Source organism: Ruania halotolerans, assembly GCF_021049285.1.
Taxonomy (GTDB): domain Bacteria; phylum Actinomycetota; class Actinomycetes; order Actinomycetales; family Beutenbergiaceae; genus Ruania; species Ruania halotolerans.
The window spans coordinates 40,165-63,617 of sequence record NZ_CP088017.1 but is presented as its reverse complement, the minus strand read 5'-3'; the positions used below and the strand labels follow the sequence as shown (position 1 = coordinate 63,617).

Annotated in this window: 24 protein-coding genes; 9 read left to right on the top strand and 15 right to left on the bottom strand. The window is 66.6% G+C overall.

Translation table 11 applies throughout. The annotated features are described in order from the left end of the window. Positions 1–111: 111 nt before the first annotated feature. Together LQF10_RS00310 and LQF10_RS00305 are read left to right on the top strand one after the other, a co-directional pair. Positions 112–1,605, top strand: a complete 1,494-nt coding sequence (locus LQF10_RS00310) for a toll/interleukin-1 receptor domain-containing protein (protein ID WP_231065522.1) — start codon at positions 112–114, stop codon at positions 1,603–1,605. A gap of 280 nt (positions 1,606–1,885) precedes the next feature. Then, positions 1,886–2,341 (top strand): hypothetical protein, encoded by a 456-nt coding sequence (locus LQF10_RS00305; RefSeq protein ID WP_231065521.1) that lies wholly within the window; start codon positions 1,886–1,888, stop codon positions 2,339–2,341. 449 nt (positions 2,342–2,790) lie between these two features. Here LQF10_RS00305 and LQF10_RS00300 read toward each other — a convergent pair whose 3' ends face one another. The 3 genes from LQF10_RS00300 to LQF10_RS00290 all read right to left on the bottom strand — a co-directional run bounded on the left by LQF10_RS00300 (position 2,791) and on the right by LQF10_RS00290 (position 5,146). Beyond that, positions 2,791–3,051: a hypothetical protein gene (locus tag LQF10_RS00300; RefSeq protein ID WP_231065520.1), complete on the bottom strand. Its 261-nt coding sequence runs from the start codon at positions 3,049–3,051 to the stop codon at positions 2,791–2,793. A 584-nt stretch (positions 3,052–3,635) separates the two neighbouring features. Beyond that, positions 3,636–4,412 (bottom strand): hypothetical protein, encoded by a 777-nt coding sequence (locus LQF10_RS00295; RefSeq protein ID WP_231065519.1) that lies wholly within the window; start codon positions 4,410–4,412, stop codon positions 3,636–3,638. Beyond that, positions 4,409–5,146 (bottom strand): hypothetical protein, encoded by a 738-nt coding sequence (locus LQF10_RS00290; RefSeq protein ID WP_231065518.1) that lies wholly within the window; start codon positions 5,144–5,146, stop codon positions 4,409–4,411. Before LQF10_RS00290 ends, LQF10_RS00295 begins: the two co-directional genes overlap by 4 nt. A 733-nt stretch (positions 5,147–5,879) precedes the next feature. Between LQF10_RS00290 and LQF10_RS00285 the strand changes: the two genes are divergently transcribed. Genes LQF10_RS00285 through LQF10_RS00275 form a run of 3 tightly spaced genes read left to right on the top strand, consistent with a single transcriptional unit; the run spans position 5,880 to position 8,391 of the window. Next, positions 5,880–6,380, top strand: a complete 501-nt coding sequence (locus LQF10_RS00285; RefSeq protein WP_231065517.1) for a hypothetical protein — start codon at positions 5,880–5,882, stop codon at positions 6,378–6,380. 38 nt (positions 6,381–6,418) lie between these two features. Continuing rightward, a complete protein-coding gene (locus tag LQF10_RS00280; protein WP_231065516.1) occupies positions 6,419–7,420 on the top strand; it encodes a sugar phosphate isomerase/epimerase family protein in 1,002 nt (333 codons plus the stop codon). After that, positions 7,417–8,391, top strand: a complete 975-nt coding sequence (locus tag LQF10_RS00275) for a 3-hydroxyacyl-CoA dehydrogenase family protein (protein WP_231065515.1) — start codon at positions 7,417–7,419, stop codon at positions 8,389–8,391. Before LQF10_RS00280 ends, LQF10_RS00275 begins: the two co-directional genes overlap by 4 nt. Before the next feature lie 54 nt (positions 8,392–8,445). Here LQF10_RS00275 and soxR read toward each other — a convergent pair whose 3' ends face one another. Beyond that, positions 8,446–8,907 carry a redox-sensitive transcriptional activator SoxR gene (gene soxR / locus LQF10_RS00270; protein WP_231065514.1) on the bottom strand — a complete coding sequence of 154 codons (462 nt, stop codon included), beginning with the start codon at positions 8,905–8,907 and terminating at the stop codon, positions 8,446–8,448. A gap of 60 nt (positions 8,908–8,967) precedes the next feature. Between soxR and LQF10_RS00265 the strand changes: the two genes are divergently transcribed. From LQF10_RS00265 to LQF10_RS00255, 3 genes are read left to right on the top strand one after another with little or no spacing between them, the layout of a single operon-like run. Further along, positions 8,968–9,363: a RidA family protein gene (locus tag LQF10_RS00265; protein ID WP_231065513.1), complete on the top strand. Its 396-nt coding sequence runs from the start codon at positions 8,968–8,970 to the stop codon at positions 9,361–9,363. Between the two features lie 55 nt (positions 9,364–9,418). Then, positions 9,419–10,138, top strand: coding sequence for a MerR family transcriptional regulator (locus LQF10_RS00260; protein ID WP_231065512.1), 720 nt, complete (start codon positions 9,419–9,421; stop codon positions 10,136–10,138). 46 nt (positions 10,139–10,184) lie between these two features. Beyond that, the gene (locus LQF10_RS00255) at positions 10,185–11,444 is read left to right on the top strand and encodes an MFS transporter (RefSeq protein ID WP_231065511.1); all 1,260 of its coding nucleotides are present in this window, start codon (positions 10,185–10,187) and stop codon (positions 11,442–11,444) included. Here LQF10_RS00255 and LQF10_RS00250 read toward each other — a convergent pair. The 4 genes from LQF10_RS00250 to yczR form a co-directional block, all read right to left on the bottom strand. Next, positions 11,426–12,163, bottom strand: coding sequence for a class I SAM-dependent methyltransferase (locus tag LQF10_RS00250; protein ID WP_231065510.1), 738 nt, complete (start codon positions 12,161–12,163; stop codon positions 11,426–11,428). The genes LQF10_RS00255 and LQF10_RS00250 overlap by 19 nt on opposite strands. Positions 12,164–12,234: 71 nt before the next feature. Beyond that, positions 12,235–12,537 carry a hypothetical protein gene (locus LQF10_RS00245; protein ID WP_231065509.1) on the bottom strand — a complete coding sequence of 101 codons (303 nt, stop codon included), beginning with the start codon at positions 12,535–12,537 and terminating at the stop codon, positions 12,235–12,237. A 68-nt stretch (positions 12,538–12,605) separates the two neighbouring features. Beyond that, a complete protein-coding gene (locus LQF10_RS00240; protein ID WP_231065508.1) occupies positions 12,606–13,574 on the bottom strand; it encodes a zinc-binding dehydrogenase in 969 nt (322 codons plus the stop codon). A 105-nt stretch (positions 13,575–13,679) separates the two neighbouring features. Next, complete coding sequence (yczR, locus tag LQF10_RS00235; RefSeq protein WP_231065507.1) at positions 13,680–15,131, bottom strand: MocR-like transcription factor YczR; 1,452 nt, start codon at positions 15,129–15,131, stop codon at positions 13,680–13,682. A gap of 62 nt (positions 15,132–15,193) precedes the next feature. On the opposite strand from yczR, the gene yczE reads away from it, so the two are divergent. Beyond that, a complete protein-coding gene (gene yczE, locus LQF10_RS00230; RefSeq protein WP_231065506.1) occupies positions 15,194–15,877 on the top strand; it encodes a membrane protein YczE in 684 nt (227 codons plus the stop codon). A 65-nt stretch (positions 15,878–15,942) separates the two neighbouring features. Here yczE and LQF10_RS00225 read toward each other — a convergent pair whose 3' ends face one another. The 7 genes from LQF10_RS00225 to LQF10_RS00195 all read right to left on the bottom strand — a co-directional run bounded on the left by LQF10_RS00225 (position 15,943) and on the right by LQF10_RS00195 (position 23,326). Beyond that, positions 15,943–16,440 carry a DinB family protein gene (locus tag LQF10_RS00225; RefSeq protein WP_231065505.1) on the bottom strand — a complete coding sequence of 166 codons (498 nt, stop codon included), beginning with the start codon at positions 16,438–16,440 and terminating at the stop codon, positions 15,943–15,945. 93 nt (positions 16,441–16,533) lie between these two features. After that, on the bottom strand, positions 16,534–17,298 hold the full coding sequence (locus tag LQF10_RS00220) for an SDR family NAD(P)-dependent oxidoreductase (RefSeq protein WP_231065504.1): 765 nt from the start codon (positions 17,296–17,298) through the stop codon (positions 16,534–16,536). 24 nt (positions 17,299–17,322) lie between these two features. Continuing rightward, the gene (locus tag LQF10_RS00215) at positions 17,323–18,777 is read right to left on the bottom strand and encodes an ABC transporter substrate-binding protein (RefSeq protein WP_231065503.1); all 1,455 of its coding nucleotides are present in this window, start codon (positions 18,775–18,777) and stop codon (positions 17,323–17,325) included. 66 nt (positions 18,778–18,843) lie between these two features. Beyond that, entirely contained in the window at positions 18,844–19,671 is an 828-nt protein-coding gene (locus tag LQF10_RS00210; RefSeq protein WP_231065502.1) for a carbohydrate ABC transporter permease, read from the bottom strand. 56 nt (positions 19,672–19,727) lie between these two features. After that, on the bottom strand, positions 19,728–20,723 hold the full coding sequence (locus LQF10_RS00205) for a carbohydrate ABC transporter permease (protein ID WP_231065501.1): 996 nt from the start codon (positions 20,721–20,723) through the stop codon (positions 19,728–19,730). Between the two features lie 27 nt (positions 20,724–20,750). Continuing rightward, entirely contained in the window at positions 20,751–21,593 is an 843-nt protein-coding gene (locus LQF10_RS00200) for an aldo/keto reductase (RefSeq protein ID WP_231065500.1), read from the bottom strand. Further along, entirely contained in the window at positions 21,590–23,326 is a 1,737-nt protein-coding gene (locus tag LQF10_RS00195) for a GH39 family glycosyl hydrolase (protein WP_231065499.1), read from the bottom strand. The genes LQF10_RS00200 and LQF10_RS00195 overlap by 4 nt, the downstream gene beginning before the upstream one ends. Between the last annotated feature and the right edge of the window lie 127 nt (positions 23,327–23,453).

Sequence of the window (23,453 nt, the reverse complement as noted above, 5' to 3'; positions counted from 1 at the left end):
GTCGCAGCCCGGGACGGCCGGTGAGCTCGTTGGTCGCAGGCGGCGCTTCGCGGGCGTCGGGGTGTCGATGTCTCGCGTCGTTTCGTCGGTGGTCAGCCCTACCCTGGTGGCATGGTCGATAGTCCCGTGCAGCATGCGTTCCTCTCCTACGTTCACGAGAACGCCGAGGCTGTCGAGACGTTGGCGTCGGTGCTGAGTGCGGCAGGGATTCCGGTGTGGAAGGACACAGAGAATCTGTGGCCCGGCGAGGACTGGAAGGAGAAGATCCGCTCGGCGATCGAGGATGGCTCGCTGGCGTTCATCGCCTGCTTCTCCACGATTAGCGTCTCCAAGACTAAGACCTTCATGAACGAGGAGCTGGCGCTGGCGGTCGACCAGTTTCGACTCCGGCCACTCGGCCACGTTTGGCTTCTTCCGGTTCGACTGGACGACTGCGACCTTCCGAACTACGACCTCGGTGGTGGTCGGACGCTCAACAGCCTCCAGCGCATCGACATTTTCGGTCCGAACCGCGAAGCCAATCTTGCTCGATTGGTCGCTGCCATCATGGGCATCTTCGGCACGTCTACCACCTCGGCAGCGACGATCGCAGCCGCCATTGCGACGGCGAACGATGCCGATCGCGGTCCACGCCTCGCCGAAGCACTCAAGCTGGGTATTACCGACCCCTCCAAGATGATGGCGACCGAGGATCTGTTCCTCGGCGAAGTGAAGACGGTTATCGAAGCGCTCAAAGACCAGGAGCGTTTCCCGTTGGGTGGAGGCGCGGGCCCCAGTGTGGTGACCATGGTCGAGCGCGCCCAGGAGTACGAACAACTTGTCGGGCCGCTCGTCCATGCTGCGATCACGCTCGGCGCTTGGGGTGCCGAAGACCACGCGGTCCTTGCCGCCCGCGCAATGTCACGCATCGCGGCGGTCACTAATGAGGTGCAAGGTGGCTTCACCGCACTGATCCACCTGCGAGAGTACGTGCTGTTGCCGGTCATATACGCGGGAGTCATGGGCGCGGTAGCGCGACGAAACGGTCGCATGGTGCGCGCGTTCACGCTCGACCCACGGGTGGACATCAACGGGCACTCGTTTGCGTTGACCGCTGCGACCAGCCCGTGGCAGCCGTTCCGGGAAGCCGACGTGGCCGCGTCAGTCCTGGCGCGTGTTGGTATCAGCGGCGGGACCATCGAGGAACGCCTCGCTGAATATGAGAAGGGCGCAGGCAAGTTCTACACACCCGTATCCGAGCACTTGTTCCGCGTACTTCGTCAGTTGGCAGAACCGTTCGTGCTCGACGAGCAGGAGTACGAACAGCTCTTCAACCAGACGGAGGGCTTCCTGGCTATGTCCGAACTGGATTTCGCAGCAAACAGCGATACCGCCCCGGAGTACCGACGTGGGCGCTCGCACTGGATCGGTCGCATCGGGCACGCCGAGCGCTACCTCGACGAGAACGCTGGTCTCGCGCCGGAGACAGTCCGCGATGTGCAAGGACAGCGCGAGCGCTGGTGGCCCCTGCTTGGTGGCATGTTCGGCAGTGACTGGCAGCGAGCGGAGGTCGCCGCCAGCGCGTGGCGCGACAATGTTCTAGCTGCTCGACAGCGGCGGTTCTAGGACCGGACGAGGATGTGCCAACCGAACGCCACGCCAAGGCGCGGTGATATTCCGACGAGCCCAGTCGTGTCCGCATGGATTCGTGATGACGCGTGGCGTCTATGTGGGCGGTTGCACGCTCTCGACCGGGAATAGTCAGCGGCTAAAGACCTGCGCCTGCCAGTCATTAAGGACTCGGTCGGGGACGTCGAGGCCGAACTGCTTGAGCAGTGACTGTGCCAGCTCGACTCCCACCAAGCGGGGCTCCGCCGCAAGGCGGGTGGCCGTGACACTGAGACTCGTGACAAGTTCGTTGGCTGACATCCTGTACGGACCCGTGAAGGTCTCGTTGCCAGTCTCCGGACACCAGTTCCCTGACGCCGATCTGGTTGAGTGCGATGTCAAAGGTGATGGCATCCTGCTCGAGGCTTGTGGCGACCCGGGCACCGAACTCAGCCAGTTCCACAAAGTAGAGGAGAACGTCCCACACGATGACGACCCCGGTGGATGTGGGGTCTGTCGGCTGCGTCTCCCTGACGTCGCGCAGGTCGCTGGAAAGGACACGGCGGTGCAGAAACTGGCCACTGGTGCACATCCGCCACGCCTCAATGTGAGGGACGACCTTCGGTTCGATTTCCTGCCCGACGGAGTCCTGGAATCGGATGACACCTTCGTGATCATCGACGAACGGCACGGGCCATCCGCGCATCCGGACCGTGTTCTCGGTGATGAACTCGTGAAGTCCGGCCGGCGATAGGCGGGTCTTGTCGTAGGTAGTAGGCCGGATCGAGACGTCGGTGTGGCCAGCAGCCAAGATCTGTGCCATCACGGCCGTGGGGGCGCCCCCGCTGCTTCGGACTCTCCGCAAGGTAGGCCCCGCGGTTGATCTCGTCTTGGAGCTTGGGCACGCCGAGCGGGATGCCGGCCGGTCCTGCGCGGCGGACGAACCCGCGGACGCCATTGGTGGTCGCCAGATCCAGTAGGTCCCTCATGTCAGCCAATGAGGCTGTCGTGACTCGGGCTTCCCGCGCGGACGGACGTAGATGGCGCCGTCCTTGAGTTCGTTCTGAAAGTCGCGCCTGCAAACGTAGGGGACGTCGTCGAACTCGCTGACCACCAAGGCGACGACCTTCGCTCCGGAGGTAAGCGTCAGCGGTTGGAGCGTGAAGGTCGCTGGAGGATCTGCGTAGCGGGCAAGGGCGTCGCTCACGTTGTCGAAGTCGCTCCACGCCTTGAACCGCCGTCGTCTAAGCCGGGCAGCATCTCGGTCATCTGCGCCTCGTCGACGCCGATCAACACAATCCCACCATCGCGCAGGTTGCCCATCGCCATCACCGCACGAGCCGCCTTGGCGCAGTGCGACTTCGCTGTGAGAGACAACGGTCCCTTGACTTCAAACGATCGACTCTCGTGGCCCAACGCGAGGAGTTGCACGACCTGCTCATGGAGGTCGTTCGGCTCAGACATGGAGGAATCCTAGTTGCGTACCTCCACAAAGTTGTGGCGAAATCACTGCGGTAATTGCGGTAGATATGGGTGGCCGGCGAGCCAGTAGGGTGTTGGCCTTCGAGCCCCCGAGTGCACCCACCCAGGCTAAGCCAGCAGCGCGGGTCACTAGTTCCAGAGCCTGCTCGGGCGAAACCGCTACGAAGTTTCGTTCAGGGCGACGGATGCGGCGTTGACGACGTCGCACACCTGCATCAGGGTCCAGTTGCTGGGCCTCGCGCGCCCGGAACCCGTCGTCCGTCACGGTCGTCACGATCCACTCGGGCGCCTGTAGGTAAGTCTCGTCATCGACGCGACCGGCGAAGCGCTCCGACTCTGCCTCGTCGAGTCACTCGCGCTCGATGTCGCCGACGTACGGTACGTCGTGCAACGGTCCCCAGGACAAGACGGCCCTGGGACTGACGGAAAGCACGATCTCGGCGGCTGTCCCGAGCCCCGCGGTACGGTCGCGGCGGTATGACGCGGTCGCGTCGTTGTTGTCGTTATCGGAGGACCTCGATTGCTGGCCCGGCGTCATGACCACAATCCGGGAACCGTCGGTCGCTTTAGACTGGCTGCAACAAGCCCGCCTCTACGACGTAGCGCCCCCCGGGGTGCGTAAGGTGCACTTCTTGACCATCGAGATGTGTCAGGTGCTTTTCAGAGAGGCCCTGCACGGTGCGCTTCAGATTCGCTCTCATCTTGGGGACGAGCCAGCCAGAGAGCTCATTCAAGGTTACAGGCCTCCCCGCCCAGTAGAGCAGCACCATCACATGATCCGAGGCCTTCAGATCCTTGAGAAGGCGTGGATATCCATTGAACTCCTGGATGACCGGGAGATCCCGAGCAACGAGTTGCTCGATAGCAACATGCGCATCGTTCGGAGTCGACTTGAGGAAGTGGCGTACGAACTCGGCCAAAACCCAACTCGCGTTCGCGACGATCAACGTGGCGTCTTGCAGGTTCGGGTCGATCCCATCCGCAAGGTGTGCCGCATCTCGCTTGTTGCGGATGTCATAAATGAGCCGAAGCGTTCGCGGAATGTGCAGTCGGACGCTCTCACTCGTGTGCCCGGACTGTTCAATCGTTGTCATCAACTTCGGCACGGACGGGAGGGTTTTGCCGATCGGCGTGAACGCCCCACCTGATAGCCACTGCAATAGCCGAAAAGCAGCCTCCGAGAAGCGGCCACCTTCAACCGCGTTCGGTCGAAGGTCGTCCATGACGTACCGGCGCTTCAGTTCGAAGAACGCCAAAAACAGTTCGTGGGTGACGTCTGCTGGCGATCCAGCGGCGATGAACGCCGGCTCAAGTTGGCCAACCTTTTGGGAACCGGCGCTCATTCAGCACCTGGATGCAGTAGGGCCTTGACCTTCTCCACGAACGAGGCGTTCGCCGCCGGTCGAACTTTCAGGGTCTTCGTCGAGCCGCCGGAGAGCACAATGCCCGCAAGTCCCTTCATGTTTGTCGCCAGGTTGCGGTCCGCGCAGCGAAGTCGGCTGCACTCCTCGCGAATGATGGCCGCCGATGTCTCATCCTCGTTCAGTCCGAAGTGTCGCGCGACAGCGATCAGAACGGCCACGTTGACCTGCTTGCCCTTCAACGAGGTGCCCAACGCACTCGAGGTGAGGTTGATGCGGGGTGCGCCTTTATCCAGATAGAACAACTGCTCGAGGTCCTCAACTGGAACGCCGGTTTCTCCAGCGACCGCCTCGAAGAAGGTCGTCGCATCGACGACCTCACTTTCGTGCTCGTCTACTTTCGCCGCCTTGGTCTTCGTCTTCGATGCGGGTGCTTTCTTTACAGGCGGATGATCCTGTTGCGCTTGACTACCTGTTCCATCGCCGCCCAGGAGAGCAACCGCCTCTTTAAACGCCACTTGTTGGAGCGCTTCCGGCAAGTTCGCCTTCTCAACGGCCGCCCAAGCCTCTGCAAGAGTTTTGCTTACATCCATGGCCTCTTCCAATCGTTGTGGATCATCACCGTAGCGCGACTTTGCAGTAATCCGCGTGATCGCAGGCAGATTCGGGGCGTGTCGTTGGCTCGGCGAAGCTTCAGGCGCATAGAGCAAGGCCAAGCAAAAACCTCATCGTCGCCTCATTAGGTGGCTCGATCAGATCACGCGATGACTGCACCGGCGCCTTGGGCCTGGACGCCGTACCCACGGCATCCAGAAGGTCGCCCAGGATGGCCAAGCGTGTCCAAGTGCTGATGCCGCAGCGATCATTGGGGAACTGAACCGATGAATGGGAGATGTTCAGTTGGCAGCACAACGACTAGAGCATCCACCTGACCAGCTCCCGCACCTGCTATCGAAGATCATCGGTGTTGGGTCGTGCGCACCCAGCACCCGGGTTGTCGCGTATCCAGATGCCTTGATGCTCGTCACGTCTACGAGCGCGAAGCGTCATTCTGGGCGGAATGCAGCGGTCCTAAACCCACGCGCGCCGAACCGTCCCGCAAGACGAACCTTCACCAGAACGGAGTGGGACACCGGTTCAGCTCAGGCCCTGTGTGACGGGCACCGTGCCGGAAGACCTGTCCGCGAGACTGTCCGGTGAGCGGGCGCCAACGCTACGACAGACGAAGGTACATACAAGATCGGCTAAGCCCGCGCTCAAAGGCGACATGGCCGGGCCCGGCGATGTTGACCCTCCGGCGTGGACGACTCACAATCGTCTGACGCGGCTCCGGGGGTCGGGGCGCGTAGAGGGGGAACGGTGGGAGTTCCTACACGAAGTCGGTCCGCAAATGCTGGCCGAGTGGCTCCGTCGGCTAGTACTCGCGAGATCGGTCTTGTCCTACTGGTCGTGGGAGTCGTCGGCACGCTCCTCGCGGCGAGTCTGCTCGTCGCAGTCGTTGCAGCACTGGACGCCAAGATTCCGCTTGCCTGCGGATCGGCCGCGCAGTTCGTCTGCCTCGACCTCACCCCGAGTGACCCTTTGGAGTCGCAGCAACTCATTGGATTCATGCTCGGGATCGTTCTCTTCCCCCTCACAGCAATGACCGGCGTCCTCAGCCTGGTCGGAGTGCCGCTACCGGGGCTCTACCGTGTTGCCCTCGGTCTCGGCGCGGGAGTCGCGGCGGTGTACGCCTCCGTCGTCGCGGTGCAGTCAGGATCAATCTCGCAGTGTGTCGGGTGCTTGGCGCTGTGGACCCTCACGCTCTTGCCGGTCGCGCACCTCGTGGCTTTCGCTGCGCAACATTCTGAACACCCATCCCGGCTACGTGCGGCACTAATGCAGGGTCGATGGGTTCTGCTCGCCACGCTGCTCCTCATTCAGATTGCACTCGCCCTCCTCCTCGGGTGATCAGATTCCGCGCGCCGGGCAGTGATATTCTATATAATATGAAATCGCGAGCAACGACGCCCCCGCACAGTGACCTCACCGCCGAGAACTGGCCGATCGCCTGCAACATGCTCACCTTCGGCGGTCGCACCCCGGACGGCACGCCCACTGAGGACGCGAGCGCCACCACCTGGGCCGGCCAGCTCCGCCAGGTGCGCGAACTCGGCTTCGACCACATCGACCCCACCGACGCCTGGCTCTCCCTGGCCAAGCTCAGCCCCGAGCGGCTGAACGAGTTCCGCAGCGTGCTGGCCGACGAAGGCCTGGGCATCTCCTCCATCTCGATGACGCGCAGCAGCGTGGTCGACCGCAAGAACGGCGAGCAGAACCTTGCCGACGCCCACCGGTTCCTCGACATCGCCCCCGAGGTCGGCGCCTCGATCGTCAATCTCGGCTTCATGCAGGGCCTCACCCCAGCGCAGCAGCAGGCGCTCTGGTTCTGGCTCGAGCCCGGGCACGTTGACGATCCGGAACTGCGCCCCCTCGCCATCGAGCGCATCCGCGAGCTCGGCGACCACGCCGCCGCCAACGGCATCCAGCTCAGCCTGGAAATGTACGAGGACACCTACGTCGGAACCCCGGAAGACGCGGTGCAGTTCGTCAAGGACGTCGGCCACGACGCCGTCGGCCTGAACCCAGACATCGGCAACCTGGTGCGCCTGCACCGCCCGATCCCCAGCTCGCCGGGCATGATCGACCTATTCGAGACCGTGCTGCCGTACTGCAACTTCTGGCACATCAAGAACTACACCCGCGACGAGGACCCGGCCACCGGCTCCTACTCCTCCGCACCAGTACCGCTGAAGTACGGCGTGATCAACTACCGTGCAGTCATCCGCCGCGCGATCGAACTCGGCTACCGCGGCCCGTTCTGCACCGAGCACTACGGCAGCGACTCCATCGGGGTGTGCGCCGAGAACCGTGACTACATTCGCCAGGTGGTGGGCTCGGCCCTGAACCGACCCGACCAGCCCACCAACCAGCAGGGAGCCTCCGCATGAGCAGGACCATCGAAACCGTCACCGTCGTCGGCGCCGGCTACATGGGCGGTGGCATCGCACAGATCTTCGCCAACGCCGGGATCCGCACCACGATCGTTGACACCACCCCCGAGGCCACCCAGGCCGGCCGGGAGCGACTCCTGCGCGAGGCCGCCGAGTTCGAAGCCGACGGCCTGTACGAGCCGGGCAGCACGGACCGGATCCGCACCAACCTCACCGCCGCCGACTCCCTCGAGGAGGCCGTGGCGGACGTGGACCTCATCGAGGAGGCCGTCTTCGAGCGCGCCGACGTCAAGCACGACGTCCTCGCCCGCATCAGCGCCGCCGCCCGCCCGGACGCGATCATCGGCACCAACACCTCCACCATCCCGGTGCACGTGCTCGTCCCCGCCGTGCAGCACCCCGAGCGCTTCCTCACCGTGCACTTCTCCAACCCCGCCCCCTTCATTCCCGGGGTCGAGCTGGTCGCCGGAGAGGCCACGACGGCGGACGTCGTCGAGGCCATCAAGGCTCTCCTCGTGCGCATCGGCCGGGAGGGCGCCCAGGTGGCCGACACCCCGGGCATGGTTCTGAACCGCCTCCAGTACGCCCTCCTGAAGGAGGCGACCGCCGTCGTCGAGGAGGGCGTGGCCACCGTCGAGGACGTCGACACGATCGTGCGCACCACGTTCGGCTACCGGCTGGGCTTCTTCGGCCCGTTCGCCATCGCCGACCAGGCCGGCCTGGACGTCTACGCCAATGGCTACACCACCCTGGGCGAGGCGTACGGCGAAAGGCTCGGGACGCCGTCGTTGATCTCCGACGCCGTGGCGGCCGGACGGCATGGGGCGAAGAACGGCAAGGGCCTGACCGGTGACTTCGACGACGAGACACGCGCCGAACTGATCGCCTACCGCAACCGCGCGTACAAGCGCATGGGCGATCTGCTCAGCGACCTCGGCCCGGCACCCAAGGGCACGCCCCCGGCGTAGTGAGGGCGCGCACGCGCTGGTCAGAACCGCGGGCCGCCCGGTCAGACCGCGGGATCAGCTGCTCGACTCGTCCTTGAGCAGACGCGGGCCCGGCCCGTGCCCGCCCAACGCGTCCCCCGGGTTGGCGAGCGCGCACTGCCGCAGGGAGAGGCAGCCACAACCGATGCAGCTGGTGAAATCGTCCCGAAGTTGTTCGAGCCCGCGGATCCGCTCCTCGAGCTCCTCGCGCCAGGCCGCGGAGAGGCGCTGCCAATCTCGTCGGCTGGGAGTGCGCTCGTCGGGCAGGCGGGACAGCTCATCGCGCACGCGCGCTAGCGGGATGCCCACGCGCTGAGCGACCCGCACGAAAGCGAGCCGGCGGAGCACGTCGCGGCGGTACCTGCGCTGATTCCCGGCGGTCCGGGTGCTGCTGATCAGGCCCTCGCGCTCGTAGAAGTGCAGCGCCGACACGGCCACCCCGGCACGGGCGGCAACCTCGCCGGGTGTCAGCGTCGCGCGCGGTTTGACCTTAACCATGGTTGAGATTCTAGCGTCGACCTCGTCCTGGCAGGGCGCTCGGACAGATGGGAGACGCACATGGCTGACAAGACGAGCATCAACCCCTTCAACTGGCACTTCGCCGACGATCAGGGCGTGCTGGTCACCGCACCCTCATCGTGGCTGTTCGTGTCCGGTCAAACGGCGATGTCCGACGACGGCGAACCGCAGCACCCGGGCGACTTGCGCGCGCAGGTTGAACTCACTCTCGCCAACGTCCACCGGGTTCTCGAAGCCGCCGGCATGACGTTGAGCGACGTCGTCCAGCTCAACACACACGTCACCGACGTCGAAGCGTTCCAGGCCGGCGCAGGTGACGTCCTCGACCGCGCCTTCGCCGCAGCATCGGTGAGCCCTCCCGGGGTTCTCTCGCAAGTCAGCGCGCTCGGCCATCCGGACTTGCTCGTCGAGATCGATGCCATCGCCGTTCGCTGAGTGTCAGCCGCCGTGAGGTCACGACCGCCGCATAGGCTGCCACCGGGAGGTGCAGATGCGGATCGGAGAGCTGGCCGAGCTCGCGGGCGTCACCTCGCGCACCGTGCGGCACTATCACCAGATCGGGCTGCTGCCGGAGCCGGAGCGGCGGATCAACGGCTATCGCGAGTACTCCGTGCTGGACGCAACGCGCCTCCTTCGCATCCGTCACCTCGTCGGCCTCGGCCTCGGGCTCGATCGCATCCGCGGGCTCCTCGACCTGCCCGGCACCGGAATCGAGGACGAGCTCGCCGGCCTGGAGGAGGCGCTGCGCGATCAGATCGCCACGCTCACCCGCCAGCTCGAGATCGTCCGCGCGGCCCGGACATCGCCGCTGCCTGAAGCGCCGGCGAGCTACGGGGAGTTGGACGAACTGGCGCGCAACTTTCTCACCGACGCAGCAGCGAGACGCCTGGAGGCCGACCTCACTCTGTTGATGAGCGCCGGCGATCCAGCCACCCATGCGCAGGTGCGCGCACACGCCGAGGCTATGGGAACCGATCCGCGGCTGCGGAACCTGCTGTCCGCAGCGATAGGCGGATTACTGGCGGTCACCGAGTCCACGCCCGAGGCAGAGCGCGATCGGATCGCGAACGAGCTACGGACTCTGCTCGCCGCCGCACCGATGCCTGAGCTGCAGAACGCCCGCGTCAACGACCTGCTCGAGCAGTACCGCGCACAGGCGTTCACCGAGCCGCAGCTCGACGTCCTCGCACGCCTCGACTATGAGCCTTGACCGCGGGCCTTGACCTTATCGTAACGTCATAGTTTCGAATGAGGGCATGCGCTACTCCCTCACCTACTTCGCCTCCTACGTGTTCTCCCTGCTCGGGAACTCGATCGCCGCGATCGCCATCCCGCTCGTGGTGCTGCAAAGCACCGGCAGCGTGCTGGGCGCGGGCACCGTAGCCGCGGCCACAGCGATCCCGGCCTTCCTGGCCGGGATCTTCATGGGCGTGGTGATCGACCGGATCAACCGGCGCACCTCCTCCGTGGTCACCGACGTGCTCTCGGCTGCCGCCGTGGCCGCGCTGCCGTTCATCGACCTGTTCACCGATCTCACGGTCGGCATCTTCGTCCTGTTCGGCGTGATCGGCTCACTCGGCGACATTCCCGGCCAAACCGCCCGTGAGGCGCTGCTGCCGGCGATCGTGGCCGAGAGCGGGCTCTCGAAGGAACGGCTGCTCGGGATCCGCGAGTCGATCGGCGCCGCGGCGCTCGTGGTGGGACCAGCCATCGCGGGCACGCTGGTGGCACTTCTCGAGGGTTCGAGCGTGCTGTGGGTGACGGCGGGCACGTCCTTGGTCGCCGCGCTCATCACCTTCACCATCCCGAAGCGCCTCGGCGCCATCACCGCCGCCACCGACGCAACCGCACCACGCAGCGCCGTCCATCAGTTCCGCGAAGGGTGGTCCACGCTGGTGCGCAGCCGGATCCTGATCCTGCTCACGGCCATCAGTGTGGTCAGCGGCGTGGTGCTGGCGAGCTTTCAGGGTCTGGTTCTTCCCGTGCACTTCACGGCCGTGAATGAGACGGCGCTGCTCGGGTTCGTGCTCAGCGCACTCGCGGTTGGGCTCCTGATCGGCAGTGGCATCTACGCAGTGCTCGCCAAGCCGGGCGGCGCCCGCGCTGCGTGGCTGCGGACCGGGATGATCGGTGCGACGCTCGGGTTCATCGTCATCGCGACGCTGCACTCCACACCGCTGATCCTCATCGGCGCATTCGTGGTGGGGCTGGCCAGCGGACTGTTCGGCGGACTGGTGGGCGTGCTCTCGCTCGAACACATCCCGGACGCCATGCGTGGGCGCGTCATGGGCACGCAGAACGCACTGCTCAGCCTCGCACCAGGGATCGGCATCATGGGCGCCGCTGCGCTCACCGAGGCGTGGAGCCTGCAGGGTGCGGCCGCAGTGATCGCGGCACTCTGGGCGGTGCTGACCGTGGTGGCGCTCTTCACCGCACGACCGCGCGACATCGCGCCGGTCGCTGCACCTGACGTTGCGCCAGACAGACCGGACGCCGATCAACGCGTGGCGCGGTAGGCCACCGTGACGTAGGGGAAGTCGATGCTGGCATCGGCGGCGGTCAGGCCCAACTCGTCGAGGAGCGCGGCCAGGCCGCCGTCGATGCGGCTCCGATCATCATCACTGGCGGTGATGTAGTAGCTGCGCGAGGCCACCATCGCCTCGATCGTTGCCCGGTCCATTCGCCGGCTCCACTCGATCCGCTCCAGCTCGACCTCACCGAACGGCGCAGCGATCTGCGGCCCGGTACCGGAGATCAGCTGCTCGGCGGCGCTGAGATGGATGATGCGGCTCATCCGGGCCACCCACTCGGTGCGTTCGTCGCGGATGTTCCAGATCAGGCCGAGCACGCCGCCCGGCCGCAGCACGCGCGCGATTTCCGCCGATGCTGTGGCCGGGTCCACCCAGTGCCAGGCCTGCCCGAGCACGGCCGCATCGTGGCTCGCCTCCACCAGAGGCAGGTGCTCCGCCGTCCCGACGGCGGTACTCACCTCGGGCAGGTTGCCCGCCAAGGTGGTGAGCATCGCCTGGTCCGGGTCGATCGCGGTGACGCTGCGGCCTTCGCCCACCAGCGCCGCAGTCAGCTTGCCGGTGCCTGCACCGACGTCGACGATGTCGGTCAACTCACGCCGGGCACCGGCGAGCATCCAGTCGACGGCGGCCGCCGGGTAGGACGGACGACCCGCCTCGTAGGCGGTGGTCGCCGCACCGAAAGACGTTCCCAAAGTCCCAGGCATGGCGCTCCTTCAGAGTCTGTGCGGCCGACGATCGCCGGTGCGACTCACGCTATCGGACGCACTGAGCCACCCTAGAGCGACGACGAGCCACGCAACTCGCACGCAGTCTCGACTAGGAGCTGTTGCTGCGCGGCATCGGTTCCAGCAGCGAGCCGGTCACCCGCTGCAGTCGCCCGAGGCGCGAAGCGCGCGTACATCACACCGCGCGTATCCACCTCCGGCGGAACGACGAACACATGCGTCGCGGATGAGCGCCACCATCGCAGCGAACCGGGGGCGAGCCCCCAGCGTTCCCCCACGGAGTCGGCGACGTCGGAGCACCATCTGTCATCGACCGTCACCTTCACTGTGGCGATCTCGCTCAGAGCCAACATCACGCCAGTATCGGGCTCTCACACGGGCAGCGCCATGACATTTCGATGTCCGTGCGAATCATCGCCAGTCAAGGGATGAGGAGGGCCTTCCCTGGAATCGAGCGTGCCTCGATCGCACGGTGCGCCTCGGCCGCATCGGACAACGCGAACTCTCGCCCGATCACCGGGCGCATCCGCCCGGCCGCCGCCTCGTCGAGCGCCCGGGCCGCCAACCGGGCCGCCTCGGGTGGGTCGAACTGCACATCCTCGATTCCCCTGACCAGGATGCCCCGGTCGCGCACCTGCGTCTCGTCCAGTTCGGCGAAATCGCCGCTCGCGGCGCCGTGGGCCGAGACGCGACCACCGCGGCCCACGAGGCCGAACGCCGCGGTGCCAAGCTCGCCGCCGACGCCATCGAGCAGCACGTCAAGATCCTGCCCGTCGAGAGCATCCCGCACTCGCTCGATCCAGCCGTCCTCGGAGTAGTCGACCACGGTGTCCGCGCCCAGCCGATCGACCAGGCCCAGTTTCTCGGCCCCCCGGGCTGCTCCGATCACATGAGCGCCTGCTCCATGTGCGAGCTGAACGAGTAGCGTGCCCATCCCTCCCGCGGCTCCGAGGATGAGTACTCGCTCGCTCGGCTTGATGGCCATGGCCTCCAGGATTCCCATCCCAGTGACACCGTCGTGCGCCAGAGCGGCTGCCTCGCGCAGACCGAGGCCGTCCGGGACCGGCACCAGCTGGTCGATGCCGGCCCGGACGAGCTCGGCGTACGCGCCCTGGGTGCCCACCCCCACGAGCACTCGCCGTCCCTGCCATGAGGCCTCGACGTCCGGGCCTACCGAGACCACGGTCCCCGCGGCCGCGCCGCCGGGCACGTACGGCAGCGTGACGCCGAACATCTCACCCCATCCACCGCGAATCTGCGTCTCGAGGTAGATGGTGTCGATCGCTGCCGTACGGACGATGACCTCACCCGCCTCGGCCTGCGGGTCCGCGAGTTCCACTGGGACCAGAACATCCGGCCCGCCGTACTGGGACACTTGTACTGCACGCATGCATTCCACCTCGTCAACGATCGCTCCGGGCGGCACCGCCGCCCCTTCGTTGTTCAGTCTGAAACTTCACCTATGGTTGAGGTCAAGCGCGCTCACGAGCGTCGATTAGGCAACAACCACACGCGACGTGATCGGCCGGCCCGGGCGCGCTGCGGTCGAGACCTGCTCCCACGCCAGCACCAACCGTTCGACTGCATCGACCAGCTCCGCCGCCGGCCTCGTCCACGGGATGCGAAGGAACCGGTCGAGCCCACCTTCGGCGGCGAAGACGGGGCCCGGCACGAGGTAGACGCCGTGGCGCTCCGCCTCCGCGCAGACGGCGGTACTCAGCGCCTCAGGTAGCTCGCACCACAGCGACAGGCCACCGTTCGGGAGCCGGAACCGCCAGGAGGGCAAGCGAGCTCCGATCTCTGCGGCCAGCGCGTCCCGCTGCTCCCGTACCCGCGTGAGGTGGCCCTCGATAATCTCGGGCCGGCCGAACAGCTTCGTCATGACGAGCTGTTCCATCGCGGCCGTCCCCAGGTCAAGGCCCACTCGAGCGTCGGTGAGCTGCTCGAGCACCTTCTTCCCGCCATAGCGGGAATCCGGGGTCCGGATCCAGCCGACCCGCAAGCCGCCCCAGTGTGACTTGCTCGCCGAACCAACCGTGATGGCGGTGGGTGCGAACGCCGCGAACGGCGCCGGCATGGTCAGCGGATCCAGCGCCAGGCCGGCGTGTGCCTCGTCCACGATCGCGACCGTGCCGGCACGGCGCAGGTGAGCGGCGTAGACCTCTCGCTCGGACTCACTCATCAGCAGACCAGTCGGATTCTGGAAGTCAGGAACCAGGTAGGCGAGCGTCGGGCGGGTGCGGCGCAGCACCTCGCCGACGTCCTCCAGAATCCAGCCGCCCGGATCCACCGGGGTAGTGATGAGCCGGCCGCCCGCATGCCGCAACGCTCGAACCGCGTTCGGGTAGGTCGGCGTCTCGACGAGGGTGCGCCGGCCACGCCCGCCCAGCGCCGTGGCCGTGATCGCCACTGCGGCGAGTGCGCCGGCTGTCACCATGATCTGGTCGGGTGCGGTGGGTAGTCCTCGGTCGCGATAGTGCTGGGCAATCTCCTCCTGCAGCAGCGGAAGCCCGTGCGGGTAGTAGCCGGTACTGCCCAGATAGGCCGGCAGTTCCGCCGCCGCCTCGGCGAAGACGGATGCCAGCTCGGGCGGCGCACCCGATGCCGCGCAGGTGAGGTCGATCACGTCAGCATCGGCCATTCCCGGCATGATCGCCCGGTCGCGCGCCACCGCCCGGCCGCCCGGGAGCCGGGTATAGGTGCCCGATCCTTGGCGAGCAGCGGCGAACTGGTTGTCCCGCAGTTGGGCATAGGCCCGCGCCACCGTGGTGCGGGAGACCCCCAATGCCGTGGTGAGCTCGCGCTCACCAGGAAGTCGGACGTCGTAGCCGATGCGGCCATCCCCGATCAGGAGGCGCAGCCGGTCAGCCAGGTCCGCGTACGCCGGCCTGTGATCCAGGGTGCCGACAAGGTCGGCCACGCGCCGCGCAGAGATGGACTGCTTCATGCAGTCCACCTTCTCATCAAGTGGCTATGTAGTACAGGGCCACTTAGTTCCACAGTGGTCTCGTGATTCCCCTCGCTGACCTCGGACCGATTGCTCAACTTCGCGCCGGCCGCCTCCCTCGGCGGTTGCCGCAGCTGTTCTTGGGCCTGTGGCTGTACGGCGTGAGCGTTGCCGTCATGGTGCGCGGCGATCTGGGTGCCTCACCGTGGGACGTGCTGCACACCGGGTTGATCCGCCACGTACCGCTGACGCTCGGCCAGGCCGTCATCGCGATGGGTCTGCTGCTCCTGCTGCTCTGGATCCCACTCCGGGAGAAGCCTGGCATGGGCACCGTGGCGAATGCGATCGTCATCGGTCTCTCCACGGATGTCACGCTCGCACTGCTCGAGCGCCCGGACGCCCTGCTGCCGCGCGTGGGGCTGATGCTGGGCGGCATCCTGTTGTGCGCCCTGGCCACGGCCGTGTACATCGGCGCCCAGCTCGGGCGAGGTCCACGGGACGGACTGATGACCGGCCTGCACCGCCGGACCGGCCTCTCCATTCGCCTGGTCCGCACCGCACTGGAGATCACGGTCGTCCTGGTCGGAGTTCTGCTCGGGGGTCGGCTCGGCGTGGGCACCGTGTTGTTCGCCCTCACCATCGGGCCGATCACCCAGGCCCTGCTGCCCCGGTTCATCGTGGCCCTCCCGCAGCGGGACGTCAGTGCAGACGGCGCCCGCCGTCCACGTTCAGCGTCTGCCCGGTGACGTCTCCACGAGGCGATCACCACACCAGTGTGCGCCGACGGTCCGGCGTCGGCTCCGCACGCTCGTCACCGACCGGTACGTCCATCGATCTGCTCGCGCAGGATGTCTGCGTGACCGGCGTGGCGGGCGGTCTCTTCGATCATGTGGGTCAACGCCCACCGCAGCGACGGACAGGCACCTCTTGCCTGGGGCCGCCAGTCCGATCCGTCCATGTCCGCACACGCGTCGATGACCTTGTTCGACTGGTTGACGGCGTCGTTATACGCGGAGACGACGTCCGCGATACTGGCGGCCCGGGGCGCACGGAAGGTCGCAGGCCAACTGCGCACCTGCACCCCGAGGAACAGTGCGCGTTCCACATGCGTCAGGTGGTGGATCAGGCCGAGCAGGTTGGTGCCCGATGGCACCCCAGGTTCCCTGACCGCGGGCTCGGGGGCGCCATCGACCTTGGCGGCGACGCATCCGCGCAGGTAGTCCAAGAACCCGACAAGCACCTCCTTCTCACTCGGACCGGTCCGCGGAGGCGGATGATCTCGACGGCCTGCCCGGTTCGTGGGGGTCATACCCACCACCCTGGCACGACCAGCCGCCCGCGCCATGAGATCGTGCCGTTCCGGCAACGCACTGCCAACTGCCACGAGGAGCCTGTGTACTCCTCAGTGCATATAGAGCCCGCCGTCCACGTTCAGCGTCTGCCCGGTGATGTAGCCCGATTCGGCCGAGACCAGGAAGCTGATCGCGGCGGCGATGTCCTCCACGGTGCCGACCCGGTTCACCACCAGGTCACGCACCAGCTCGTCCTTGCGTTCCTCCGAGAGCGTGCCACCCATGATGTCGGTGTCGATCGGGCCCGGTGAGATCGCGTTCACCGTGATCCCGTGCGGACCGAGCTCGCGCGCGAGCGACCGGGTCAGCCCGACCACTCCCGCTTTGGCCACCGAGTACGGCGTCTTGGAGTAGGTGCCGCCGCCGCGCTGGGCGGAAACCGAGGAGATGGAGACGATCCGCCCCCCTCCGGCAGCAATCATCGCCGGAGCCAGCTCGGCCGTGAGGTAGTGCACCCCGAACAGGTTCGTGCGGAGCACCCGCTCCCATTCGGCATCGTCGAGGTCCAGGTACGGCACCGGGGAGCTGACGCCTGCGATGTTCGCGAGCGCCAGCACCGGCGGAAGATCCCCGGACACCTCAGCCACCGCGCCGCGCACGGCGTCACGGTCGGAAACGTCCACCCGCGCACCCGCGGCTCGACCACCCGCCGCCGAGATCTCCTCGGCGAGCCCGCGGACCGCGTCGCCGTCGATGTCGAGCACGCCGACAGCCCACCCTTCGCGGGCCAGCCGGTGCGCCACGGCGCGGCCGATCCCGCGGGGCGATCCGGCCCCGGTGACGATCGCCGTCCGTTCATTCGGGAATGCGTCCATCCCACGTTCCTCCGTACTCGTCGATCAGTAGGTGTAGTCGGTGCCGCGCTGCCAGTCCGGGAAGGCCCAGTCGTCCCGGGACACCTCCACACCGTCGGCGCTCGCAGACTCGATAGCCGAGTCCAGATCCGCAGAGAAGGCATCGCTGAGCTTGACCAGCTCGCCCTGCAGGTCGGTCACATCGCCGCCGAGGTATCCCTGGATGATGTCCCCCAGATGCGGGGCCACGGGGGTGGTCCGGGAGAGCACCTCGGTGACCTCCACCTTGCGGACCTGCGGTTGCGGCGCTCGGAAGACTCGCTCCTTGAAGTCCTCGATGAGCCAGGCGTAGGGCTCGATCACATCCGCCTCGGCCACCACGTCCAGGTTCAGCGGCGGCTGGTCCATCGCCACCGCGAGCGCCAGCTGGTAGTCGTCCCGCGTGAAGGTCTCCACCAGCTGGCTGGCAGCCTCCGGGTTGGCCGAGGAGCCACCGATGAACCAGGTGGGTGCCGGGGCACCGCGGGTGATGATCAGCTCCTCCCCGTCCGGGGTGAGCTGGCCGGCCACGGCCATGTTCGGCAGGAAGTCGGGGTTCAGGGAGCGCACACCGCCTGGCGACCACGGGCCGTCCAGGAAGAAGCCGATCTGCCCGGCGGACCAGCGCCCGCGCGCATCCGGGATCTGGAAGGCATTGGTGCCCGGCAGCAGCCACCCGTTGTCGGAGATCTCCTTGAGCAGTTCGATCGCGTTCACGTAGGAGTCGTGGTGGTACTCGTACTCGCCGGTGTCATACCGCAGCCCTTGCCACCCGGGGAATCCACCGGACTGCGCGAGATCGTCCACCTGATCCCGGATCCGGCCGGCGGCACCGAGAGCAAGGGTCATCGGGGCATACTCGCCGTGGTCGGCGATCGCCTGCAGTGCCGACCGCAGCTCGTCATAGCTCTGCGGCGGATCGAAACCGACCTCGTCCGCGATCTGGGAGTTGTACCAGGTGCAGGCCCAGTACTGCCGGTCCGAGAGGGCCGGAAGACCGTAGATCTCCCCGTCCAGCATCGTGATGCCTTCGATGAAGGTGCCCTCGGGGAGCCTGGCCATCGCCTCATCCGAGAGGGTGATCGGGTGCAGCCACCCGGCCTCCACCAGCGCCGGGAGCGGCAGGCCGACGACGTTCGAGTACACATCGGGCAAGGTGTCCGTCTGGTTCGCCAGCTGGAGGGCCTCGGTGGCCTGCCCGGGTTCGTTGTAGGAGTACTCGATCGGCACCCCGATGTTCTCACCCTCGGTGGTGGCCCATTCGGCGTGCAGATCCTGTAGGCCGCCGAAGTGGTCCCACCAGTCCAGGCCCTCGCCGCTGGCGCCGCCCCCGCCGCCACCACCTCCCGCGGGGTCCGGTGGCGGGCTCTCCCCACTGCACGCCGCAAGTACGCCGGCCATGCCGGTGAGTCCGACGCCACCCATGAAGGAACGGCGGCTGAATGCAGATGAGCGGGTCATGAGAGTCTCCTCGTTGAGATCGGGACAGGGAATCGGATGGTGCCTGGCAATGAACAGCGGGCATGGTCAGGCTTTGACCGCACCCGCGATGCCTTCCACGAAGTAGCGCTGCATGAAGGCGAAAAGCACGACGACCGGTAGCAGCGAGATGACGCCTGCTGCGGCCATACCGGGCCAGTCAGTGGAGTTCTCCCCCACGAAGGCCTGCATCCCCACGCTCACCGTGCGCAGGGCCGGGTTGCTGAAGGAGAAGACCAAGGGCAGGAAGAGCGCGTTCCAGGTGAACAGGAAGGTGAGGATGCCGACCGTGGCGGTCACCGGCATCGAGAGGGGCAGCATGATCTGGGTGAACACGCGCAGGAACCCGGCGCCGTCCACGATCGCCGCCTCCTCCAGCTCGGCGGGCATTCCCCGGAAGTACCCGGCGTAGATCAGGATGGAGGCCACGTTCGCGGCCCCACCGAGGGCGAGGATCATGCCGCCCAGCTGATCCAGCAGTCCCAGCTCGAGGGAGAGCTTCACGATCGGGATGATCGTGTACCCGGTGGGCACGAACAGGGTGGCCACCAAGATCCCGAGGATGATCCGCGACCCGGGGAAGCGGTACCGGCCGAGTACGTACCCGGACAGTGCACACCGCACCACCACGATCACGGTGGTGGCCACCGTGACGATCACGGTGTTGAGCAGGTAGACCTTGAAGTTCCCGTCCTCCCAGGCCCGGCTGTAGTTCTCCCACTGCAACGCCTCGGGGATCAACCCGAGTCCGCCGGCGAAGATCTCTCCGGAGGTCTTCAGCGAGGCCGAGACCATCCAGATGAACGGGAAGACCCAGACAAACGCGAGCACGGCCAGGGCCGCCGTGAGGATCCACCACGGCAACTTCCGGCGCACCCGAGGCCCGCTACGAGGCCTGCGCTCCGCCGTCGTGATTGTTCCCAGCCCCGCACTCATGCCGCACCAGCCTTTCCTTGAGCGCTGCGCATGCGCCGGGAGATGACCGTGGCCCACACCTGGGCGATCACCACCAGCAGCACGATCACGCCGAACAGCACGGCAGCGGCGGAGGCGAATCCGAGCTGCGGGATCGAGGCGGCGAATGCCCACCGGTAGATGTAGATCTCGATGATCTCGGTGCTGAAGAAGGGTCCACCTGCCGTCATCGTCTGCATCAGGTCGAAGGCGTGGAAGCAGTCCTCGATGGTGAGCACGGTGATGATCAGCAGGAAGGGGATCAGCATCGGCAACGTGATGTGCCGGAACAGGCCCAGCGCACCCGCCCCGTCGATCCTCGCGGCCTCGTACAGATCACGCGGGATGGTCTGCAGTGCGGCGAGCCAGTAGATCAGCGTGATGCCGAAGAACTTCCACACGTACACCACGCCGGCGGTGGCCAGCGCCGTCTCCGAGGAGCCGAGCAGGTCCACCGGCCCGAGGCCCAGGAAACCGAAAACGGCCGCCGTCGGCCCACTGGCCGGGTCGAAGATGAACCGCATCACCACACCGACGATCGCCGTGGTGGTGACCACCGGTAGGAAGTAGGCCGTCCGGAAGAAGGACGTGAACGGCAGTTTGGGTGAGTTCAGCAGGATCGCCAGGAAGAACGCGCCGAACACCCGCAGCGGGGCCACGATGAGCATGAACACCAAGGTGATGCGCACCGAGGACCAGAACAGCGGATCTGCCAGCACGGCCTCGTAGTTCTCCAGGCCGACGAACCGCTGCTCACTGGAGAAGCCGTTCCACTCCACGAGGGAGTACCAGTAACTGGCCACGATCGGGTAGAGCGTGTACATCCCGTAGAGCACGAAGGTGGGCATCAGGAACGCATAGATCCACAGGTTGCGGCGGCGTTCCCGGGCGCGCTGGCCAGGGCGCTTCGGGGTTGTGACGGGCGCCGAGCGAGACCGGGTGGTCGTCTCGGCGATCAGAGCGGGACTCGCCATCGAGCATTCTCCGAACGGGTGGGTGGGTCAGCGGATCTGGGACTTGTCGAAGGTGCGGGGGTCGTTGCCGGTCCGATGGCCGGCCTCGAGAGCGTCAATCGCCGCGAGGTCCTCGGCGGTCAGCGCCACCTCGTCGAGGTCGGCGTTGCTGCGCATCCGCTCCGGCGAGACGGTCTTCGGGATCACGATGTGGCCGGACTCCAGATGCCAGCGCAGGATCACCTGCGCAGGCGTGACGCCGAGCCGCTCGGCGATGGCGGTGATGGTCTCGTGCTGCAGGTCAGCGCCCTGCCCGAGCGGGGAGTACGCCTCGACGGCGATCTGCCGCGCCTGGCAGTAGTCCCTCAGCTCACGCTGAGCGTAGGTGGGGTGCACCTCGATCTGATTGACGGCGGGAAGCCGCTCTGAGACGGCGGCCAACTCGTCCAGGTGCTCGATGAGGAAGTTGGACACCCCGGCGGCGGCCACCTCACCCTGGTCCGCAAGGCGCGCCATGGCGCGCCAACTGTCCTGCCACAGCCCCGCGGCCGGGTTCGGCCAGTGGATGAGGTACAGGTCGAGCCGGTCCAGGCCGAGCCGAGAGCAGGTGTCCGCGTAGGCGCGCAGCGTGGAGTCGTGCCCCTGATCGCCGTTGCGGAGCTTGGAGGTCACGAAGACCTCCTCGCGATCCAGCCCGCTGGCGCGGATCGCAGCCCCCACCCCGGACTCGTTCACGTACGCGGCGGCGGTGTCGATGTGCCGGTAGCCCACCTCCAGGGCCTGCTCCACCACGGCCTGCGCCTCGTCCGGGCCCACCTGGAACACGCCGAGCCCCACCTGGGGGATCGAGGTTCCCGAACTGAGCGGCACCTGCCGTGCAAACGCACTCATCGGGGTTCCAGCACGAGGAGGGAGACTGCTGGCAATGGCAAGGTGACCGTCGTGGTGAAGGTGCCCTCCGCCGTCGTGATCTGCTGTGCCGGCTCGAGTTCTTCCAGGCCCTGGCGGGCCTTGATCGCGGCGAGTTGCTCCTCGGTGGGCAGCTGCGGTGAGCCGACCTCGTTCCATCGCGTGTGGGAGTTCGAGTGGTCGGCATCGATGCGCCAGTGCCGGAGCGTGTAGCCGGTGCCATTCAAGCCGTCGACGGCGATGCTCACCTCGGCCTCGACCTCGTCACGCTGGTACTGATCATCGGTGTGCCGCCAGACCAGGACGGCGATCGTGCCGTCGTCCTTCGCGGTGGCGAGCACGTCGACCTCCTCGCCCATGCTGTGCCCGGACGCGTGGTCGACCTCGGCCACCGACACGGCCGCGTCGCTGGTGGCGGCGAGCCGGCGCTGACCCAGGTGGGCGAATGCCCGGTACGCGTTCAGGAGCGGCTTCTCGATCCCGCCGGCGGTGAGGAAGGAGCGGGTGCCCTCGAAGTAGCGCTCGGCCTCGATGTAGAAACTCCATGAGGTCGCCTGCGCCACCTGTACCTGCTCGAGGGCGTTCAGGTCGAGCAGCTTCTTCATCAGTTTCGCCTGGAACACGGGGAAGTACTCGGTGTTCTGGAAGGCGAAGTTGGCATTGTCGTAGAACGAGTGGTGGGCGGGGACGCCGGCGTCGCACTCATCGACGATGGCGGGCAGGTGGTGGTACTCGGGGAACTCCGCGATCACCCGGAGCAGTCGCTGCACCTCGAAGATCATCTTGTTGGCGGAGGGATTCTGCTGTTCGGGGGCCGGGCCGCCGGTGGGACCGTAGGTGCGCCACGGGGTGAATGCCGATCCCTTGGTGTGGAAGGAGACGAAGTCCAGCGGGTCGGACTGATCGCGGGTGTGCTGCAGGAAGCCGCGCATGAACTCCACTCCGCCACCGGTCACGGCTGGCCCGCCGACCTTGGCGTGCGGCAGAACGCTACGCACCGCCCGGGCCGTCACGGAGTAGAGGTCGTAGAACTCCTGCGGGGTGCCGCGCCAGTAGAAGATGTCCGGCTCGTTCCATAGCTCCCAGAGCCAGGTGTCCACCTCCGCCGCGCCGTACCGCTCCAGGCAGTGCCGAGCATGTGCGGCGACCAGCTCACCCCAGCGGTCGTAGTCACGTGGCGGGTACGCCCACTGACCGGCCTCGTAGGGGCTGTATGCCGTGGGGCTGGGCACCACCTCGAGTTCGTTGGCGTGATCGGGCAGCAGATCTCGCGGCGTGAAGGCGAGCTCGACGAGCACGTGGTGCCCGGCCTCGACGATCGCGTCGTAGGCCTGGTCGACCAGCGAGAAGTCGTAGAACGGGTTGCCTTGAGCATCCTCGTGGTAGACGTTTCCCTGGCTCCAGTGCGGGATCCCGAAACCACTTCCGGAGCAGAACACGTAGTGCGGGCGCACATGGAATCCGCGCTCGGTCATCTCACCGAAGGTGCGCAGCAGACTGCGACCTGTGGCGGTGTAGGTCCAGTTGAACTCGTCGTAGCCGATGCTCTCCCAGATACGGGTGATCGGCCCGGCGTCAGCGCCGGCGTCCACGCGCACCTGCGCCTGGTGCACGTGCGGGGCGTTCGCATCACTCGGTGCGGCCTTGGGATACGGCGAGACATCGGCGCCGATCCCTGGGTTGTACTCGGGGGGAGTTGTGGTGCGGGTGCTCACGGTCGTGACGTGCCTCTCGGTGATCGGCGCCAACCCCTGCCAGCGGGGCGGTCGTCCTCGATGACGACGCTTCGATGACGCTAGTTCGCCAATTGCAGATTGTCAACGCTATATTTTCTACATGAGG

Coding starts and splice junctions, on each gene's coding strand:
- LQF10_RS00300 (WP_231065520.1), bottom strand. CDS start 3,051: ATGTCTGAGCCGAACGACCTCCATGAGCAGGTCGTGCAACTCCTCGCG.
- yczR (WP_231065507.1), bottom strand. CDS start 15,131: ATGAAGCAGTCCATCTCTGCGCGGCGCGTGGCCGACCTTGTCGGCACC.
- LQF10_RS00205 (WP_231065501.1), bottom strand. CDS start 20,723: ATGGCGAGTCCCGCTCTGATCGCCGAGACGACCACCCGGTCTCGCTCG.
- LQF10_RS00200 (WP_231065500.1), bottom strand. CDS start 21,593: ATGAGTGCGTTTGCACGGCAGGTGCCGCTCAGTTCGGGAACCTCGATC.
- LQF10_RS00250 (WP_231065510.1), bottom strand. CDS start 12,163: ATGCCTGGGACTTTGGGAACGTCTTTCGGTGCGGCGACCACCGCCTAC.
- LQF10_RS00295 (WP_231065519.1), bottom strand. CDS start 4,412: ATGAGCGCCGGTTCCCAAAAGGTTGGCCAACTTGAGCCGGCGTTCATC.
- LQF10_RS00255 (WP_231065511.1), top strand. CDS start 10,185: ATGCGCTACTCCCTCACCTACTTCGCCTCCTACGTGTTCTCCCTGCTC.
- soxR (WP_231065514.1), bottom strand. CDS start 8,907: ATGGTTAAGGTCAAACCGCGCGCGACGCTGACACCCGGCGAGGTTGCC.
- LQF10_RS00225 (WP_231065505.1), bottom strand. CDS start 16,440: ATGACCCCCACGAACCGGGCAGGCCGTCGAGATCATCCGCCTCCGCGG.
- LQF10_RS00265 (WP_231065513.1), top strand. CDS start 8,968: ATGGCTGACAAGACGAGCATCAACCCCTTCAACTGGCACTTCGCCGAC.
- LQF10_RS00220 (WP_231065504.1), bottom strand. CDS start 17,298: ATGGACGCATTCCCGAATGAACGGACGGCGATCGTCACCGGGGCCGGA.
- LQF10_RS00215 (WP_231065503.1), bottom strand. CDS start 18,777: ATGACCCGCTCATCTGCATTCAGCCGCCGTTCCTTCATGGGTGGCGTC.
- LQF10_RS00275 (WP_231065515.1), top strand. CDS start 7,417: ATGAGCAGGACCATCGAAACCGTCACCGTCGTCGGCGCCGGCTACATG.
- LQF10_RS00310 (WP_231065522.1), top strand. CDS start 112: ATGGTCGATAGTCCCGTGCAGCATGCGTTCCTCTCCTACGTTCACGAG.
- LQF10_RS00245 (WP_231065509.1), bottom strand. CDS start 12,537: ATGTTGGCTCTGAGCGAGATCGCCACAGTGAAGGTGACGGTCGATGAC.
- LQF10_RS00260 (WP_231065512.1), top strand. CDS start 9,419: ATGCGGATCGGAGAGCTGGCCGAGCTCGCGGGCGTCACCTCGCGCACC.
- LQF10_RS00280 (WP_231065516.1), top strand. CDS start 6,419: ATGAAATCGCGAGCAACGACGCCCCCGCACAGTGACCTCACCGCCGAG.
- LQF10_RS00240 (WP_231065508.1), bottom strand. CDS start 13,574: ATGCGTGCAGTACAAGTGTCCCAGTACGGCGGGCCGGATGTTCTGGTC.